Source organism: Mesorhizobium erdmanii USDA 3471 (assembly GCF_000472705.1).
Classification (GTDB): Bacteria; Pseudomonadota; Alphaproteobacteria; order Rhizobiales; family Rhizobiaceae; genus Mesorhizobium; species Mesorhizobium erdmanii.
In genome coordinates, this window is record NZ_AXAE01000013.1 from 232,070 (window position 1) to 250,104 (window position 18,035).

The window sequence follows — 18,035 nt, forward strand, 5'->3', positions numbered from 1 at the left end:
GGCAAGCTCATCGGGCGATGGGGCTAAAACGGATCGGAACGTTCAGTTGAAAACAGACATGTTCGAAGCCTTTGGCAGCGGCCGCTTTCCCGGCCGCTCTCGGCTCATGGCGACATGCCTTGCGGCGTCGCTCGCTTTTCTTCCCCAGATCGCCGCGGCCGACGAATACCATCTCGGCTCACAGGACAAGCTTACTATCCGCATTGCCGAATGGCAGACCGTCGAAGGCACGTTCCGCGACTGGTCGGCGGTGAACGGCGAATACACGGTAGGCCCGGGCGGAACGCTGTCGGTGCCTTTCGTCGGCGAGTTGCCGGCCGCCGGCAAGACCACGGCGGAGGTCGCGGCGGCCATTGGCGAGGCGCTGCAGCACAAGCTCGCTCTGTCGGACAAGCCCGAGGCCTCGGTCGAGATGGCGCAATTCCGGCCCTTCTATATTTCGGGCGAAGTGCAGAACCCCGGCCAGTTCCCCTACGTGCCCGATCTGACCGTGCTGAAAGCGATCAGCGTCGCCGGCGGCATCCGGCGCAACTCGGACTACGGGCCGCAGCTCGGTAAGGACCTGGTTACGGCCAAAGGCAATTTCGATATCTCCGACGACCAGCGTGTCCGGCTGCTCGTCAGGCGCGCCCGCATCGACGCCGACCTGGCCGGCAAGGCGACCTTCGAGCCGCCGCAAGAGGTCGAGGGCGACCCAAGGCTGCCGACCATCATCGCCGACGAAATGACGATCCTGACGGCGGACCAGAAGGCGCTGAAGCTGAAGCTCGAGGCGCTCGACGATCTCAAGGGGGTTTTGCAGGCGGAAATCGAATCGCTGCAGAAGAAGATCGTCAATCAGCAGAAGCAGGTCGACCTGGCGCAGCAGCAGCTCGCCAGCATCGGTCCGCTGGCGCAGAAGGGTCTGGTCGCCAATGCGCGGCTCCTGGATTCGCAGCAATCCGTCACCGACCTGCAAGGCAAGATCCTCGATTACGAGACGGCCATCCTCACAGCCAAGCAGGCGATCAGCAAGGCGAAGCAGGACGCCATCGATGCCCAGAACACCTTGAGCTCGAGCCTCGCCGCCGACCGGCAGCAGACCGAAGCCGACCTGAACGAGGCGGCGCTGAAGGTGAATATGCAGAAAGGCCTGATCGCCCAGGCCAGCGATCCCGCGACGACAGCCGCCATCACCAACGGCCAGCAGCCCACCCTGCTCTATTCGCTGGTGCGCAATGTCGATGGCAAGACCAGCGAGATCGCCGCCAAGGAAGACACGCTGGTGCTGCCCGGCGACGTGATCAAGATCAAGCTGGCGCCACTGGCCAGCCAGTAAGTGTCTGGCTTACGGGGCGATCCCGCGCTTTCGATCCATAGCGTAAAAATTCCAACCTCCGTCAGCCCTGCCTGGCGGAGGTTTTTGCAATTTCAGCCGCGAAATTATAGAGCGCACCGCCGTAACCGCCGCGCCGTTCCGGGCGACAGGCGTGGGCTCATGCCTGATCGGCAGCCGCCGGACGACCATGATGCCGGGGCCAGGCCGGCTCACCCCTGGCCGCATCCGCCTGTTCAAACGTCGGCGCCCAGCGCGTACGGGTAACAGGCAGCCGCGCCAGCTTGAAGTAGCTGAAATACATCAGGAAGGAGCCCATGATGTAGGGGTTGAGGATTTCGACCTCGACGAAGGACCGGATGAGCAGCAGCACCATCACACCGAAGAGCACAACCGATTCGGCCTGCCATGCCTTGAAAATCACCGTCGAGACATGGCCGTAGAGCGTGCGCAGCATGATCAGCGCGACCATCACCGCCCCGGTGAAGCCCAGTTCGACCAGCGCCTCGACATAGGTGTTGTGGAAATGGAAGCCGGTGCGGGTGGTGATGTAGAATTCGTTCCACAGCCGCTCGGCCTCGGCGAAACCTTGCACCCAATAGGCGGCATAGCCGACGCCGAGGATCGGCGAGCGCTGCGCGGCGTTCCAGCCCTGCTCCCACAGATAGGTCCGCCCGGTGAGCGTCGAATCCTTGCCGAAGATGCCGAGGACGAAGTCCATCAGCCCGAGATTGAGCGAAACAACGGCCACCACGACGACCAGGCCGGCGCCGACCAGGAAGATTACCCGGCGATAGCGCCGCGATAAAAGCTTGGTCATGGCAAGAAGCGCGATCAGCGCCAGGACCGCCGGTATCGAGGCCATGGAGGTGGCGGAATGCGAGACGATCAATACATAGGCCGACAGCAGCACGACCGGCACCGTCAGGATGAAACTCAGCCGGCCGCGTCGCAGAAAAGCAAGAAACACCACGGAGAAATAGATGCCGAGCGAGCCGATGAAGCCGATCTGGTTCTTGGAGGCAAAGGCGCCAACGAAATTGTAGGTGCCGTCAAGCACGTCCTCGGAATAGGCCCCGACCTTGAGCGAATAGACGAGGACGAAGAATATCCCGACCAAGGCACCGAGCGTCAGGGTCCGCACGCTGACGGTGCGAGCCGCAACATAGGCACAGGCAATGTGGGAAAGGTACTGGATTGCCGTTCTGGCGGTGACGCCGGGCGCCTGCGACCAGAAGATGGAGAAGCAGACATAGGCCGCGAACAAAAGCGGCAGCCAGGCGCTGGACAATTGCCGCAGGAAGCGCCGGTAGTCGACCATGATGAGCGGAAGCCAGACGGCATAATAGGCCAGGATCAGCACTTGGCCGAAAATGACGGAATAGGAGAACGCCCAAATCGAGACGGCCACGGCAAAGGCGCCATAGACAGAATTCTTCTCGGGATCGACCAGCAGGGACTTTGGAATCTTCATCTCAGAGTCCCGTCGATGCGACCCGAGCCGGGCTGACCGCAAGCCGGCCGGCATATGCGCAAACAGGGGCGTGCAATAAACGGCATCTCCATTGTGCAGTGCAATATAACCTATCGCACCGCATGCTCAATGGCAAATCCGGGCAATCCGGTCACCTTGTCTTACACCGGAGCGAACGGGGAGAGATTGGGCGTTAGCCCGCCCGCGGCAACGCTACCACAGCGCTCCGCCGGTGACCTGTATGTTCTCCATGGTGATGCCCTTGGCGAGGTCCGAGCACAGGAAGACGGCTAAGGCCGCGATCTCCGACGGCTGCAGCATGCGCTGCTGCGGATTGCCTTTGGCGATCTCGGCAATCGCTTCCCCCACCGTGCGGCCTTTGCCCTCGCGCTCGACGACCTGCGCCACGTTGCGGCGCATCAGTTCGGTCTCGACCCAGGTCGGACTGATCATGACGCAGGTGACGCCATGCGCTGCACCTTCGAGCGCCACGCAACGGGTCAGCCCGAGCAGCCCCGCCTTGGAGGCGCAGTAGGCCGGATTGTCCTTCCAGCCAACGGACGCGGCGGTCGAGCCGATGTTGACGATGCGGCCCCAGCCGCGCTCGATCATGCCGGGCAGCACGGCGCGGGTGGCGCGGAAGGCGCCGGTGAGATTAGTGTCGACGATCTTGTCCCACAGCGCGTCGGAATGACCAACGACCGGCTGCTCGGCCGTGGTGCCAGCGGCATTGACCAGGATGTCGACGGGACCGATGGCGGCTTGCGCGTCAGCCGCAAACCGGTTGACGATATCGCTGTCGCGGACATCGAGATGCGCGGCATGCACCCTGGTGCCATGGGCCGACAGGGCCGAGCGAACGCGCCCGATCTCTTCGGCGCCGGGATAATAGGCGGCGTCGGATCTGGCGGCGCCGGCGGGCGCGATGTAGGAGCCGACGGCGACATTGGCGCCGGCCTCAGCCAACGCCGTCGCGATGGCAAAGCCCATGCCGGAAAACCCGCCAGTGACGATCGCGCTGCGGCCTGAAAGGTCTGTCATCGCTCGCATTCTCCAATCAATTCGCGACAGACAACCAGCCCAGGCGGCACTTGTCGATCATCCATGGGCGAACCTGACGAACGCCAACTCGCGACGCGTGATCGTCGGAGCCTAAAGCGGTTTGCCCAGCCATTCACGGTAAAAGCCTTCGAGGTCGGGCTGAAAGTCATGCACGATCGGATAGCCGGGGGCCGCGGCCTCGACCTCGTGCATGGTGCCGCATTGCGGGCAGATGAACTCACGGATCTCCATCCATTGCGGATCGGGAATATCGCTGTTGGGATAGATTTCGCGCAGCGATTCCTCGGTGTTGCGTACGATGATCGCGGCCTTCAGCTTCCAGTTCTTGCGATAGTCGCCGAAAGAATGGCCGCACTCGCATTTCGTCACCCGCTCGTCGCCGCTCTGGCAGATGAAGAGATGATCCGAGACCGGCAGCAGGATTGGGTCTTTCCAGCCGACACGGTCCTGCAACACCGCGACATATTTGAAAAAGCGGTCGTCATCCTTGTACGCGCTCATGACGCGGCGCGTCTGCGGCCAGGGCAAAGTGCCCGCGACCAGATCGGCGATGACTTCCTTGCTGTACGAGGTCATGGCTTTGCTCCCGGCATGAAGATCGATTTGGCGTCGACGTTCCAGAAATCGCTGAATTCCCTGGTAAACCGCGACGAAAGCTTGATCGCGCTGGCATACATCTTCTTCACTTCGGGGGCGAAGTCGGCCTTTTCGACACGGCCGCGTTCGGCTGCGATCCACTCCGAAACCGGCCTTGCCTTGGCCAGCCGGGCCGCCCGCATTTCCGAGCGGTGACGCTTGGTGGCATCAAGGTTGGCGACGGGATAACCGTCCTCGTCCTCATCCAGCATGATACCGAAGATGCCCTCTGCTGCTTCCCTGGTGAGGAAGCCGTTCTCGACATCCCACGCCGTCTTGACCGGGTCGCGCTCCAGCACGTCGCCGTAGCCGCCGCCGCCATTGTAGGAATGGGTGAAGACGTCGCCGGTCTTGTGCGGCGCGGTGATGTAGGGACCTTCCATGGTCACGTGCTCGCCCTGCAGGCGGACTTCGAGTTCCGAGCGGTGCGGGTTGGTGCCGGTGTGATGCGCCAGCGGCGCCCGCTTTTCGGCGAGTTCGAAGATGTTTGAATCGCGCACCGCGCGATGCTTCTGGCAGGTCGGCGCCGGATAGCCGCCGCACATGCCGCCATTGTCGAACACGCGGGACGAATGCTCCGAGGTGACCAGCCTCAGGTGATCGGTCTTCGAGACCAGCCAGGTCGACAGGAAGGCGCAGCCGCCGCGGTATTTGCCCGCGCCGCCGGAATTGGGAACGATGGAGCGGCCGATATAGATCATCGGCATGTTCTGTTCCCAGATCTCGATATTGCCCATGTCGGATTCCGGGTTCCAGCCGACATAGGCAGTGTCCAGCCCATCCTTGATCGCCAGCGCACCGGAACCGGCGGCCGCGCATTCGAAATGCGCCATGCCGAACAGCTTGCCGTACTGGCTGGTGCCGCCCATCTCGATCATCGGGCTGTTGACCTGGCCGACAAAGGCCTCCTCGACAAAGCCGCGGCCGATGAAGGAGCGAGATAGCAGGCGCTGGAAGACGCCATAGGCCGGCAGCAGCAGCGCCCATGAGGTAGCGGTCGCCACCATCTCATTGTCGGGATTGGTCCAGGTGCCGTGCGGCAGTTTCAGCTCGGTCGCCATCCAGGCGCCGTCATTGACCAGGCCCTCGAAATTCATGTGCTGGGTCAGCGTCACGAACATGCCGCCATCCATGCCGGCCGGCGTGCAGTTCATCGAATGGTAGCCCCAGGGCTGCGTGCCCTCGAAGTCCATGATGATCTTGCCGTCTGTGGTGATCTCCATTTCGATCGGCATGTTGTAGAGCCAGTCTGGATCGCCGAGCGGCTGGTAGCCAGGCTTGCCCTTGGTGACGTGGCCGTAGAAGGTGTGGCCGCGATAGATGCCAGGCACGGTCAGCTGGCGGGTGCGGGCAAGCTGGGCGCGGCGGCCCTCCTCGATGAACTCCTTCGACACCTGCATCCAGTAGTCGAGGCCGATCTCGTCGATCAGCGCCTTGACGCTTTCGCGCATGTCGATGCACGACGCCACCTTGGCCTTCTCGTCCAGCACCCAGTAGATCGGCATCCTGAGATTGCGCTCGCAGCGGATGACGTAGTCGCGACGCAACTCGTCGTTCTGGCCGACCTTCTCGGCGCAGACGAACAGGCCCTCGGTGAAGCGCTCCTGCGCCAGCGCGACGTCGCCGCCGGGGGTGATGCCGCCAGCCTCGAGTTCGTGACACACCGCGCCCGCCCAACCGACCAGCTTGCCCGAGTGGAAGATCGGCACCACGTCCATCACATCGGGTACCTGCACGGTACCGATGAAGGCGTCGTTGTTCGCGAAGATATCGCCGTCGAGGATTTGCGGGTTCTCCTCGTAGCCGTTGCGGATCATCCATTTGATGAAACGGCTCATCGTGTGCACATGCACCATGATGCCGTTGGAGAGCGCGATCGCGTCGCCCTCCGGCGTGTAGATGGCGACGACCATCTCGCCGACCTCGCGCACGCCGGGCGAGGCGGAGATGCGGCGGGCCATTTCGCGCGCCGAGACGCAATAGGCGCGCAATTTTGTGTGCAGCGTCTCGAATTTCAGCGGATCCTGGTTGCGCAGTTGGAGTTCGGTGATGCCGTCATAGCAGCCGGTCTCTTCCATCAGCCGTTCGGATGCGATCAGCCTTTCACGGATGCGCAGCGCGGAGGCGGGTTTGTCCAGCATGGTAACAGCCCTTCTCAAGCGTGGGTGTAGTGCAGCAACGTCCATTCATCGACATGGACACGGTCCTGCGGATGAACGACGAGCGTGGTGGCGGGATGTTCGATGATGGCCGGGCCGATGACCTCGTGACCGGGCTGAAGAAGGTCCATCTCGTAGAGATTGGCCTTGTGCCAGCGGCCACCGATATAGGCCTCGCGCACGCCCTTGTGGGCGGACGCGGGATCGGATTTGCCGAGCGGGCGCTTGAGCAGCACCGGCTTGACCTTGTCGGCGGTGGCGATCAGGCCAAGCTCGGTGATCGAGAAGCCGGCTTCGCCATAGCGCGAGACGCGGTGGTTGACCTTGGCATAGACCGCCTCGAATTCATCGATAACCCTTCGCATGTCGTCGGCCGAATGGATGGCCGATAGCGGCGCCATCACCTCGACGTCCTCGAGCTGGCCGGTGTAGCGCATCATCAGGAACGGCACGGTCTTGATCTTTTCGCGCGCATGGCCGTCTTCGATCATCTCGTCGACCGCCGCCTTGGTCAGGTCGTCCCAGACATTGGTGACCTTGTTGCCGAAAGCCGCCAGTTCGTCATCGCTGGCGCGAGCGCCGATGTCGTGCTGCGTCGACACCGAATGGCGGCGCATGAAATCGGCGGTGGTGCAGCCGAAGGCCGAGAAAGCAGCCGCGAACTGGAAGGTGATGATATCCTTGAAGCCTATGCCCCGGGAGCAGCCGGCGAGGTGCAGCGGGCCGGAGCCGCCATAGGAGAGCAGCGTGAATTCCGAAGGATGGATGCCCTGGCCGGAAATGACGCGACGCAATGCGTTGTTGGCGTCGGCCTCCAGCATATCGATCATGCCCTCGGCGGCCTCCTCGACACCGACGCCGAGCAGGCGCGAGCACTTCTCCTCGAAAGCCGCCCTGGCCTTCTCGACCTGCAGCACGACCTTGCCGCCGAGGAAATAGTGCGGGTTGAGGCGGCCGAGGATGGCATCGCAATCGGCGATGGTCGGCTCGGTGCCGCCCTTGGCGAAGCAGATCGGTCCGGGATCGGAGCCGGCGCTTTCCGGTCCGAGCGAGACCTTCCTGGTCAGCGGATCGACCTTGAGGATCATGCCGGCGCCAGCGCCGATCGTATCGAGATGCAGCGTCGGCACGTTGAGCTTGAAGCGGTCCATCAGCGGCTCGTTCTCGATCCGTGTCTGGCCGCGCGTGATCACGCCCATGTCGAAGGAGGTGCCGCCCATATCCGAGCAGATCAGCGAGTCGTTGCCGATCAGCTTGCCGACATAGGCCGCGCCGAGGATGCCGCCGATCGGGCCGGAGATCATGGTTTCATGCAGGCGCGGATGGTTGATCGAGGTCAGGCCGCCGAAGGAGAGCAGCGTCTGAACGCCGTATTTGAAGCCGTACTTCTTCGAGACGTCCTCGATGCCTTTGAGCTGCTTGCGGCCACGCGAGGTGGCGTAAGCCTCGATCAGCACCGAGTTCAGGCGCGACTGTTCGCGGATGACCGGGCGGACCTCGTGACTCGTGTAGACGAGGATGTCGACGCCGGCCTTGGCGATCTCGTCGCGGCAGATCTCGGCAATGCGCTTCTCGTGCACGGGGTTGACGTGCGAGAAGATCGTCATGATGCAGATGCCCTCGACCTTGTCGGCGATCAGCTTCCTGGCGGCGGCGGCGACCTCATGCTCGTAGAGCGGCAGGATGATGTCGCCGAACTGGTCGATGCGCTCGGTGACGCCGTGGGTGCGCCTGCGCGGAACGAGGGGCTCCGGGTGGGCATGCGTCACCGCATGCAGGCGATCGGCATAGGAATAGTCGGCCCAGGCCTGCAGGCCACGGCCCATCAGGATCATGTCCTCGAGGCCCTTGGTGGTGATCAGGCCGAGCCGGCGGCCGGTGCGCGACAACAGCGTGTTGAGCATGCCGGTGCCGGAATAGAGCACGACGTTGACGCCCGAAAACAGCGTTTCCAGCGAGATGCCCCAGGCGTCAGCGGCATCCTCCGCCGAAGCGAGGAAGCCCTCGGCCTCGTTCCTGGGAGTCGTCGCCGACTTGCCGATCTTGAAGTGGCCGTCCTGATCGACAAGGATCGTGTCGGTCATGGTGCCGCCGGCGTCGATGCCGATGACGATGGGATTGGTAGTGATCTGGTCCACGGGTCGCCTTCCCTCTTCGAGAATGGTCGCAGGCTAGATTCGTAAGGCCGGATCGCGCCATATGCCTAAAGACACAATGACGGGCAGGCGCGGTTCGCCGAGAAGAGGACATGCGCATGAGCAATATCTGGGCGCCGCTGGCCAAAGCGATCGCGGCCACCGGCACCGACCGGCATGTCGACTGCCTGATCGACCTGATCGGCGCCGACATCGACCACGACCTCGTGACTGTGACGCGTTATTCGACCACGCAGACCCCGGAATTCGTCAAGCACCGGCGCTTCTCCGACGAGATGGTGCAGCGCTATCTCGCCAGCTACTACGTCTTCGACCCGTTCTACGCATCGTGGCGGCGTGAGCGCCGGCTGGGCATCATGCCGCTGAAGCGGCTTGCCGACGAGGAGGCCAAGCGCGGCCAGTACATAGCCGGCTTCCTGGCCCAGTCGGAAATCTGCGACGAGGTCGGCATCATGCTCGCCGATGGCGGCGACTGGTGCCTCGGCATCTTCCTCGATCGCTCGACCAGTTCGTTCAAGGACAGCGAAATCGCCCTTCTCGATGAGCGGTTGCCGGTGTTCGAAGCGCTGCATGCGCTCGACATCAAGGCGCGCGGACGCGAATTCTTCCGCACGTCGGCACCGACCGGACCCGGTGCCTCACCGCGACAGGAGCCGACCATTCCGACGAGCCTATGGCCGGAACTGTCGCTGCGCGAGCGCGAACTGGTGCAGTTGATCCTCGCCGGTCACCCGACGGCCAACATCGCCGAGCGCCTCGGCATCACCGTCGGCACCGTCAAGAACCATCGCCGGCGCATCTACGAAAAGCTCGACATCACCACCGAGCGGGAATTGTTCCTGCAGTTTTTCCAGCATCGGGTGGATCGGTAGCCGGTCTTCAATGCCTGTATCAAGGGGCCTCCCGGGTCACTTCGTTTGGCGCCTGGCACAGCTACGTCCATGTGGTCGGCGTGCCGTTCCGCCCGCGCGACGGCTTGAGGGAATTTCGGTGTAGGCGGCCACGGGCATTGGCCCAGACGATCGGCTCGCATGCCGGCTTGAACTCGGCCGACCGCCACCCCACAGTCTCCGCCAATGGCGCCTTCAGCCATCAAGGGGGAGAATCACATGCCGATGAACTTCGCGGGACGCTTCGCCGGCCGGTCGGCTGTCATCACGGGCGGCGCCTCGGGCATCGGCCTGGCGGTTGCGCAAAGGATCGTCGAGGAAGGCGGGCGTGTCAGCGTCTGGGATCGCGACCCGGGCCAGATCGAACAGGCGAAAGCCGTTGTTCCCGGCCTGCATGGGGTGACGATGGACGTTGCCGACGCAGCAACTGTCGAAAGCGCTGCCCGGTCGACGATCGAGGCACTCGGTGGCGTCGATATCCTGGTCACCAGCGCCGCCATCACCGGGCCGAACATGACGACCTGGGCCTATTCGGTCGAGGATTGGCAGAAGGTCATCGACATCAACATCAACGGCGTCTTCTACTGCAACAGGGCGCTGGTGCCGCACATGCTCGAGCGCGACTATGGCCGCATCGTCAACATCGCCTCGATCGCCGGCAAGGAAGGCAATCCCAACGCTTCCGCCTACAGCACCTCGAAGGCGGCGGTGATCGGCCTGACCAAGTCGCTCGGCAAGGAACTGGCCAAGACCAAGGTGACGGTAAATTGCGTGACGCCGGCCGCTGTGCGCACCGCCATCTTCAAGCAGATGAAGCAGGAGCACATCGACTTCATGCTGTCCAAGATACCGATGGCGCGCTTCGGCGAGGTCGAGGAAGTGGCGGCACTGATCTGCTGGATCGCTTCGGAGGAATGCTCGTTCACGACCGCCGCCGTCTTCGACGTTTCCGGCGGCCGCGCCACCTATTGATGGCAACTACAAATCCGCGTGAGCAGGCAACGAATGCTGCCTGCCTGCGTATAGTCGGCGATGCAGAGCATACGACCGGCGAATATCCCTTCAAACAGTTCCATGGACGTGACCTTTCGCTGCGATCTCGGCGTCCGGGGCGAGGAATTCCCGCACTTTTGGGAGCATACAGTCGGCAGTGGCCACGCAACGCTGGCATTGCGCGCGGACTGGCAGGTGCAGATACGCCGCGCGCATGACGAGCTCGGCTTTCGCCACGTCCGTTTTCATGGGCTGCTCGATGACGACATGGGCACGCTCATCGACCAGGACAACCAGCCGCTCTATTCGTTCTTCAATGCCGACCAGATTTTCGATTTCCTGCTGTCGATAGGCATGCGGCCCTTTGTCGAACTGAGCTTCATGCCGACCATGCTCTCATCCAATGGGCAGATCATTTTCCACTACCGTGCCAATGTCAGCGCGCCGAAGGATTCCGGCCAATGGTCGACCCTGATTTCGAAACTCGTCGGTCATTGGGTCGACCGCTACGGACTGGAGGAGGTGCGTCAATGGTTCTTTGAGGTCTGGAACGAACCCAATCTCGAGGCGTTTGGCAGCGGCAAGCAGGAGGACTATTTCAAACTCTATGCCGCTACGGCAAAGGCGATCAAATCCGTCGACATGCAATTGAAAGTCGGCGGGCCGGCCACCGCCGCCAATGCCTGGATCGAGGAATTCATCGCCTATTGCAGCCGGAACAGCCTTCCAGCGGATTTCATCAGCACGCATCACTATCCAACAGATGCCTTCGGCAAAACTGGCGACGACACCGAAACCCAGCTTTCGGAAAGCACAAGAAGTGTGCTGCGCGAGGAGGCACGCACAGCACGCCAGCAGGCCGGCGACCGCCCCCTCTACTACACCGAATGGTGCACCTCTTCGAACCCGCGTGATCCCTTGCATGACGAGCCGTATGCCGCCGCCTTCATCGTCAAGACGGTTATGGAGGCGAGAGGACTGGTCCAGGGCTACAGCTACTGGACCTTCTCGGATATCTTCGAGGAGAACTATTTTCCTTCCGAACCCTTTCACGGTGGTTTCGGCCTGATGAACCTTCACGGCATTGCCAAACCGGCTTACCGTGCCTTCGAAATGCTGCACCGACTTGGAACCGAAATCCTGTTCATGCAAGGCGACCACCCAACCGTCGATAGCTGGTGCGTCCGCCACGGAAATGTGTTGACTGTGCTGATCTCCAATTTCGCCCTGCCCCGGCATCCGATCACGAGCGAAACGGTCCATATCGAACTCAAGAATGCGCCGCGGCCCGCCACGGCAAGCATCCAGCGAGTCGACACCGAAAATGCCAACGCCAAGGCCCTATGGGTCGGGATGGGTAGCCCCGAGTATCTGAACCCGGCAATGGTCGAGCGATTGCATGCGGCCTCGGCAATGCCGGAGCAGGAACAAACGGTCACCTGGCGCGACCGTACCCTTGGAATCGAGGTGACCATTCCACCGTTGGGAGTCGCTTCCATCAGGCTGGAGTTTGCACCGTTTGCCTAAAACAGAACCTGACGACGCGCTGTCCGACGAGGAGCTTCTGGACCGCTACCAGCGCGCCGCCTTCGGCTACTTCCTGGAGACCGTGAACCCCGACAACGGGCTGGTCGCAGATACGTCACGGCCGAACTCGCCGGCCAGCATCGCCGTCGTCGGCTTTGCCCTGTCGTGCTATCCGATCGGCGTCGAGCGCGGCTGGATGACGCGGGAGGCGGCAGTCGAGCTGACACTCGCCGCGCTGCGTTTCTTCTCGGCCAGCCCGCAAGGCGGTGGCGACGACGTCACCGGCCACAAGGGTTTCTACTACCATTTCCTCGACATGCGGACAGGGCTGCGCGTCTGGCGCTGCGAAGTGTCCATGGTGGACACCGCGTTGCTGATGGCCGGCGTCCTGGTGGCGGGCGCCTATTTCTCCGGCGCGGGCGAGAAGGAGGCCGAAATCCGGGACCTTGCCGAAGCGCTCTACCGGCGCATCGACTGGCGCTGGGCGCAAGGCAGCAGCCCCACCTTGCGGCAAGGCTGGAAACCGAAGAGCGGCTTCCTGCACTATGGCTGGGAAGGCTACAACGAGGCGACCATCCTCTACGTGCTGTCGATGGCCTCGCCCGACAGCCCGACCTCCGACGACAGCTACGAGGCCTGGACGGCGACCTACCAGTGGGAAAACATCTATGGCCATGACGTGCTCTATGGCGGGCCGCTGTTCATGCACCAGTTCTCGCATGCCTGGATCGACTTCGCCGGCATCCGCGACGCCTTCATGCGCGAGAAGAACTCTGACTATTTCGAAAACAGCCGCCGCTCGACCTACCTTCACCGCGATTATGCCCGCCACAATCCGTATGGCTTCGACGGCTATGGCGAGAACCTTTGGGGGCTTTCGGCGGGAGATGGGCCGGGCGGGTTCCGCGCCAGCGTCGAGCGACGGCGGCACCGGTTCTCCGGCTATGCCGCGCGCGGCGCGCCGTTCGGGCCGGATGACGGGACCATCGCGCCATGGTCCTATCCCGCGTCGCTGCCTTTCGCGCCCGACATTTGCCTAGCCGCCTTGCGCCATCTCGGGGATCGATATCCCCAGGTGATCGACAATTACCGGCTGCCGAGCGGCTTCAATCCGACCTTGGCCAACCGGCGAAAATTCGGTCGCGACGGCTGGGTGTCGGAAGGTCAATACGGGCTGGACCAGGGTATCGTGGTGATGATGATCGAGAACCACCGCTCAGGCCTGATCTGGGAGTTGATGCGCTCCAACCAGCATATCCGCCGCGGCCTCGGCAGAGCGGGCTTCACCGGTGGCTGGCTGACGCAGCCGGCAGGGCCTGTGGTATCAGGGGACCGCGATGTCGCGTGAACGGACAAAGGCCGCCGCTTTCCCTGTCGACCGCAACGACGTCGACCTGATGCGGGCCGCGCATCCGCCACACTGGATGAACCCTACCCCCGATGGCCGCTACAATCTCGTCGTCATCGGTGCCGGGCCGGCCGGGTTGACCGCGGCGCGTGACGCCGCAAGCCTTGGCGCCAAGGTGGCTCTGGTGGAGCGCGGACTGATCGGGGGGGCCTGCGTCAATGTCGGCGGCGTCCCGTCGAAGTCGATCATCCGCACGGCGAGGCTCTATGCCGACATGCGCGATGCCGAGAATTTCGGCGGCGACGTGCCCGAGCGTCTTCACGCCGACTTCGAGCGGGCCATGATGCGGATGCGGCAGATCCGGCAGCGGCTCAGCCGCGCCGATTCAGCCGTTGCCATCGCTTCGGAAGGCATCGACCTCTATTTCGGCGAAGCGCGCTTTGGCGGAGCTGACACGGTTGAGGTCGCCGGCAGGACGCTGCACTTCAGGAAGGCACTGGTGGCGACGGGGGCGCATCCAAGCGCGCCGGCAATTCCGGGACTTGCCGAGGCCGGCTATCTCGACAATGAGAGCATGTTCGACCTTACGCAATGCCCTGAACGGCTGCTGGTCATCGGCGGTGGGCCGCTCGGCTGCGAGACGGCGCAGGCCTTCTGCCTGCTCGGCGCGAAGGTCATCCTGGCGCAGAATGAGCCGATGTTCCTGCCCGGCGAGGAACGCGACGCCGCACAGATCCTTTCAGATGCTCTGGCGCGCGAGGGGGTCGAGGTGCGGCTGAATACCGAGGTGGTGGCGGTGCGCAGGGAGGGGGGCAAGAAGCTCGCCGACCTGACGCGGGAGGGCGATACGACGACGATTTCCGTCGACGAGATCATCACCGGCGTCGGTCGTTCGCCCAACGTCGGAGGTCTCGGCCTGGAAGAGGCCGGGGTGGCGTATGACGCCGACGGCATCAAGGTGGACGATCACCTGAGAACCACCAATACGCACATCTACGCGGCGGGCGATGTGTGCCTGGAATACAAGTTTACCCATACCGCCGAGGCGACAGCCCGCATCGTTGTGCGCAATGCTCTGTTTCGCGGCCACGAAAGGCTCAGTGAACTCGTCGTGCCCTGGTGTACCTATACCGATCCGGAGATCGCCCATGTCGGGCTCTATCCGATCGAGGCGCGGCGGGACGGCATTCCGGTCAAGACCTATACGGTACTGATGCACGATGTCGCCCGCGCCGTGATGGACGGCGAGGAGGAAGGGTTCGTCAAGATCCATGTCCGGGAGGGATCCGACCGCATCCTTGGCGCGACGGTCGTCGCCAGCCATGCCGGCGAGATGATCAATGCGGTGACGCTCGCCATCAGGTCGGGCATGGGATTGCATGCGCTCGCCGATGTCATCCATCCGTTCCCGACGCAGGCACAAGGCATCAAGATGGCGGGCGACGCCTACAGACGTACGCGGCTCACCTCCTTGCGCCGGCGCCTGGCGGCGCGCTGGCTGGCTTGGTCCAGGCGGTAAGGCCGCACAAGAACAGCAACATTCGATGAAATTCCTGCAAATAGCCTGCCCAATCTCACAAGCCGAGCTTGACGGAACCCGGTGAGGCTAACGAAGATTGACATCGCGTCTTGCGACCTGCGGAACATTCGGGGATGCAGCCTGTCATTGAAACGGACCATGCGATCCAGCTCCTGGGCAAGGGTTACATCTGCGTGCCGTTGCTGGCCGGGGGCAAGCATCTCGATCTTCAGACGATGGAGTACCATCCCCTGCACCTGCAGAGCCGTCGCAAGGACATGAAGGAACTAGCGTTCCGATCGATCGCCTTTCAATTGGCGCAGAAACCACCGACCGGCGACGACATAGAGCGCTGGTTCTGGCGGTTCGCCGGCAATGTCGGGATCATCGGCGGCTTCGCCAATCTGCTCATCCTGGATTTCGACGACGTTGCCGGCTACCGAGGCTGGGCCGATCTGCACCTGCCCCTCTCGCGCGGCACGCCGGTTGCGAAATCGCCGAGAGGATTTCACGTCTATCTGAGGACGCATGAGCCGGCGGTTTCATCCAGCCTCTATTGCGGCATGCGGCGGGTCGGCCACGTCAAGGCGCTTGGCGGCTATGTCGTCGGCAGCCCGTCGGTGCTAAGCGACGGCAGTTCCTACAACTGGGTTGAGGGCCAGTCGCCATTCGACGTCGATCCGCAGGCGATCGAGAGCCTCGCCAGCCTTTCGCTGCGCGCCGTGTCGCCGTTCAAATTCCACTATGACCGCCTGCTGGGCCGCGGCTTCTTCGCGCCGCGATGAGCATGACCGACACCGACCGGCAGGACATAACCGTCATCATCCCGGCCAGGAACGCGGCCGCGACGGTCGACACGACCTTGCGCAGCCTCGGGTCCGACCGGGATCTAATCGGCGAGATCATTCTGGTCGACGATCGCTCGGATGATCAGACCTCGGCCGTCTCGATCGAAGCCGCCCAACGATACCAGCTGCCGCTCCAGATTGTGGCGGTTGACCTGGGAAGCGCCGGGGCTGCTCGCAACGCCGGAATGGCGCGTGCCAGCGGCAGGTTCCTGTTCTTCCTCGACGCCGACGACGAGGTGGTGGCGGGCGGCCTGCGGCTTTTGCGCGATGCGCTGCTGCGCAATCCAGAGGCCGGCCTTTCGGTCGGGGCCAGCATCCGCCGCACAGAGGGCCGGGAGGACAAGCTCAAGGTTCCGCATGGATACACAAGTGACCGGGCCATGAACGTCCGGCGCTACCTTTTCAACGACTTATGGCCGATCGCGATGGGCAGCGCGCTGGTCGTCGCTTCGGCAACAGCCGCCATCCGCTTCCCTGAAGCCATCGGCTTCGACGAAGACACATGCTACTGGGCCGCACTGCTGACGCGCGCCCGCGTCGCGATGATACCCGCTACGGTGTTTGTCTATCATTACGGCGAGCAGAGGATGGCGCGCCGGTTCGTGCGGAAGCCACGGGCCAGTTTTCTGTCAATCGCACTCGAACTGAACAAGCTCGCCGGTTTTGGGATCCCAAGGGAGCTTCTGCAGTGGCGAAAAGCGTGGATCGCGCAGCGCATCGCAAGGCAGCTCATCAAGCACAAGCGATACAGAGACGCCGGGCGCATGATGCGCGCCGTGAGCGCCCACAAGACGCTCGGCCGAAGCTGGAAAGCCCTACAATATCGCTTCCGCATTCGCGGCGGAGCCATGCTGGAAAAGCCTGACCGTCCGGCGAGCGCCGGCAAGGACCGGCAAAGACGCACGCTGATCGTGTCCTACGATCCGGCCTATCCGCCGGTCTCGGGGGCGGACCTGCGCAATTACAGCAATGCAGACACGGCGGCGGGCTACGGCCCGGTCCGGCTAGCCTCGATCAGGCCGCTCGTCCATGCGTCAAACCAGTCCGGCGATTGCGTGAATGCGGTTGGGCTGACCATCGAAGGGGAACGGCGCACAGCCTCGCTCGGCTGGCGCAGGATAGACGGAGAGATGCGCATTCCGCGATCGGCATTCGTGCGGCTGCGGACCCTGGTGCAAGCCTTCAAGCCGGACACCATCATCGTCGAGGGTATCGGCCTCTTCAAGCTGCTGCGACATTTGCGGCCGATGGCGAACCAGCTCATTCTCGACATGCACAATGTCGAGTCCGCCCTGGCTGCCCAGATCCAGTACGCCGATAGAGTCCGACCGAGTTTAGCCGGAATGCTCGCTGCGTCCGGCCTCGCTCGGCTTGAAAGAAAGGCGTTGGGCATCGTCGACAAGGTCTGGGTTTGCTCGAACCAGGACCGCAACAGGCTGAGCGGCCTTTCCCGCCACAAGGTGCCGATCGACATCGTGCCGAACGGCATTCCGCATGCGGCCGACATCCCCAAGACGCTGCCTGCCGAGGCCCAAACGGATAGCGGCTTTCCAACGATCCTGTTTGTCGGTCATCTCGGCTACCCGCCCAATGTCGACGCAGCCGAACGACTTGCCGCCTCGATATTGCCGCGCATCCGGCAGGCATTGCCTGGCGCCAGGCTTGTTCTGGCCGGGCGCAGCCCAAAACAGCGGGTGCGGGCACTGGCCAGCCTGAGTGGGGTACAGCTGGTCGAAAACCCGCAAAGCCTAGCGCCGCTTCTCTCGGCCGCTCACATTACCATCATTCCACTCAAAACAGGCGGGGGCACGCGCATCAAGATCCTGGAAGCGATGGCCTGGGGCGTGCCGGTGATCGCCACGCCACTGGCGGCCGAGGGGCTCGATCTGGTCGAGAACGACGAGATCTTGCTGTCGGCTTCGGATGAAGGGCTTGCCGACATGGCGATCGCGCTCTGCAGGGATGCCGAGCGCAGGACAAGGCTGCGCATGCGCGCACATGAAACCGTATGGGCGAGGTTTGGCCCGCACGCGATCAGCGCTGCGGTCCGCGCCGGGTTGGGCCTGTCTCATGATGGCGAATGACGGCCAGCCGTCAGGGTTCCGTCC

At 63.2% G+C, this 18,035-nt stretch carries 13 protein-coding genes; 8 read left to right on the forward strand and 5 right to left on the reverse strand.

The features are described from left to right. Positions 1–58: 58 nt before the first annotated feature. On the forward strand, positions 59–1,318 hold the full coding sequence (locus A3AU_RS0110145; protein ID WP_027052713.1) for a polysaccharide biosynthesis/export family protein: 1,260 nt from the start codon (positions 59–61) through the stop codon (positions 1,316–1,318). Between the two features lie 157 nt (positions 1,319–1,475). Here the strand turns inward: A3AU_RS0110145 and A3AU_RS0110150 are convergent, their stop codons facing one another. The 5 genes from A3AU_RS0110150 to A3AU_RS0110170 form a co-directional block, all read right to left on the reverse strand. Then, entirely contained in the window at positions 1,476–2,789 is a 1,314-nt protein-coding gene (locus tag A3AU_RS0110150) for an O-antigen ligase family protein (protein WP_027052714.1), read from the reverse strand. A 213-nt stretch (positions 2,790–3,002) separates the two neighbouring features. Next, positions 3,003–3,830, reverse strand: coding sequence for an SDR family NAD(P)-dependent oxidoreductase (locus A3AU_RS0110155; protein ID WP_027052715.1), 828 nt, complete (start codon positions 3,828–3,830; stop codon positions 3,003–3,005). A gap of 111 nt (positions 3,831–3,941) precedes the next feature. Then, positions 3,942–4,427 carry an acetone carboxylase subunit gamma gene (locus A3AU_RS0110160; RefSeq protein ID WP_027052716.1) on the reverse strand — a complete coding sequence of 162 codons (486 nt, stop codon included), beginning with the start codon at positions 4,425–4,427 and terminating at the stop codon, positions 3,942–3,944. Next, the gene (locus A3AU_RS0110165; RefSeq protein ID WP_027052717.1) at positions 4,424–6,628 is read right to left on the reverse strand and encodes a hydantoinase B/oxoprolinase family protein; all 2,205 of its coding nucleotides are present in this window, start codon (positions 6,626–6,628) and stop codon (positions 4,424–4,426) included. Before A3AU_RS0110165 ends, A3AU_RS0110160 begins: the two co-directional genes overlap by 4 nt. A 14-nt stretch (positions 6,629–6,642) precedes the next feature. Further along, positions 6,643–8,784 (reverse strand): hydantoinase/oxoprolinase family protein, encoded by a 2,142-nt coding sequence (locus A3AU_RS0110170; protein WP_027052718.1) that lies wholly within the window; start codon positions 8,782–8,784, stop codon positions 6,643–6,645. Positions 8,785–8,894: 110 nt separating this feature from the next. On the opposite strand from A3AU_RS0110170, the gene A3AU_RS0110175 reads away from it, so the two are divergent. The 7 genes from A3AU_RS0110175 to A3AU_RS1000000137735 all read left to right on the forward strand — a co-directional run bounded on the left by A3AU_RS0110175 (position 8,895) and on the right by A3AU_RS1000000137735 (position 18,011). Continuing rightward, complete coding sequence (locus A3AU_RS0110175; RefSeq protein ID WP_027052719.1) at positions 8,895–9,674, forward strand: helix-turn-helix transcriptional regulator; 780 nt, start codon at positions 8,895–8,897, stop codon at positions 9,672–9,674. Between the two features lie 237 nt (positions 9,675–9,911). Then, positions 9,912–10,664, forward strand: a complete 753-nt coding sequence (locus tag A3AU_RS0110180) for an SDR family NAD(P)-dependent oxidoreductase (RefSeq protein ID WP_027052720.1) — start codon at positions 9,912–9,914, stop codon at positions 10,662–10,664. Positions 10,665–10,766: 102 nt separating this feature from the next. Next, positions 10,767–12,212 carry a GH39 family glycosyl hydrolase gene (locus A3AU_RS0110185; protein ID WP_032917120.1) on the forward strand — a complete coding sequence of 482 codons (1,446 nt, stop codon included), beginning with the start codon at positions 10,767–10,769 and terminating at the stop codon, positions 12,210–12,212. Continuing rightward, a complete protein-coding gene (locus A3AU_RS01000000135245; RefSeq protein ID WP_032917122.1) occupies positions 12,205–13,560 on the forward strand; it encodes a glucoamylase family protein in 1,356 nt (451 codons plus the stop codon). The genes A3AU_RS0110185 and A3AU_RS01000000135245 overlap by 8 nt, the downstream gene beginning before the upstream one ends. Continuing rightward, a complete protein-coding gene (locus A3AU_RS0110195; RefSeq protein WP_027052722.1) occupies positions 13,550–15,079 on the forward strand; it encodes a mercuric reductase in 1,530 nt (509 codons plus the stop codon). The genes A3AU_RS01000000135245 and A3AU_RS0110195 overlap by 11 nt, the downstream gene beginning before the upstream one ends. Before the next feature lie 134 nt (positions 15,080–15,213). Next, positions 15,214–15,864, forward strand: coding sequence for a bifunctional DNA primase/polymerase (locus tag A3AU_RS0110200; protein WP_032917124.1), 651 nt, complete (start codon positions 15,214–15,216; stop codon positions 15,862–15,864). 2 nt (positions 15,865–15,866) lie between these two features. After that, complete coding sequence (locus A3AU_RS1000000137735; RefSeq protein WP_245235450.1) at positions 15,867–18,011, forward strand: glycosyltransferase; 2,145 nt, start codon at positions 15,867–15,869, stop codon at positions 18,009–18,011. The last annotated feature ends 24 nt before the right edge of the window (positions 18,012–18,035 follow it).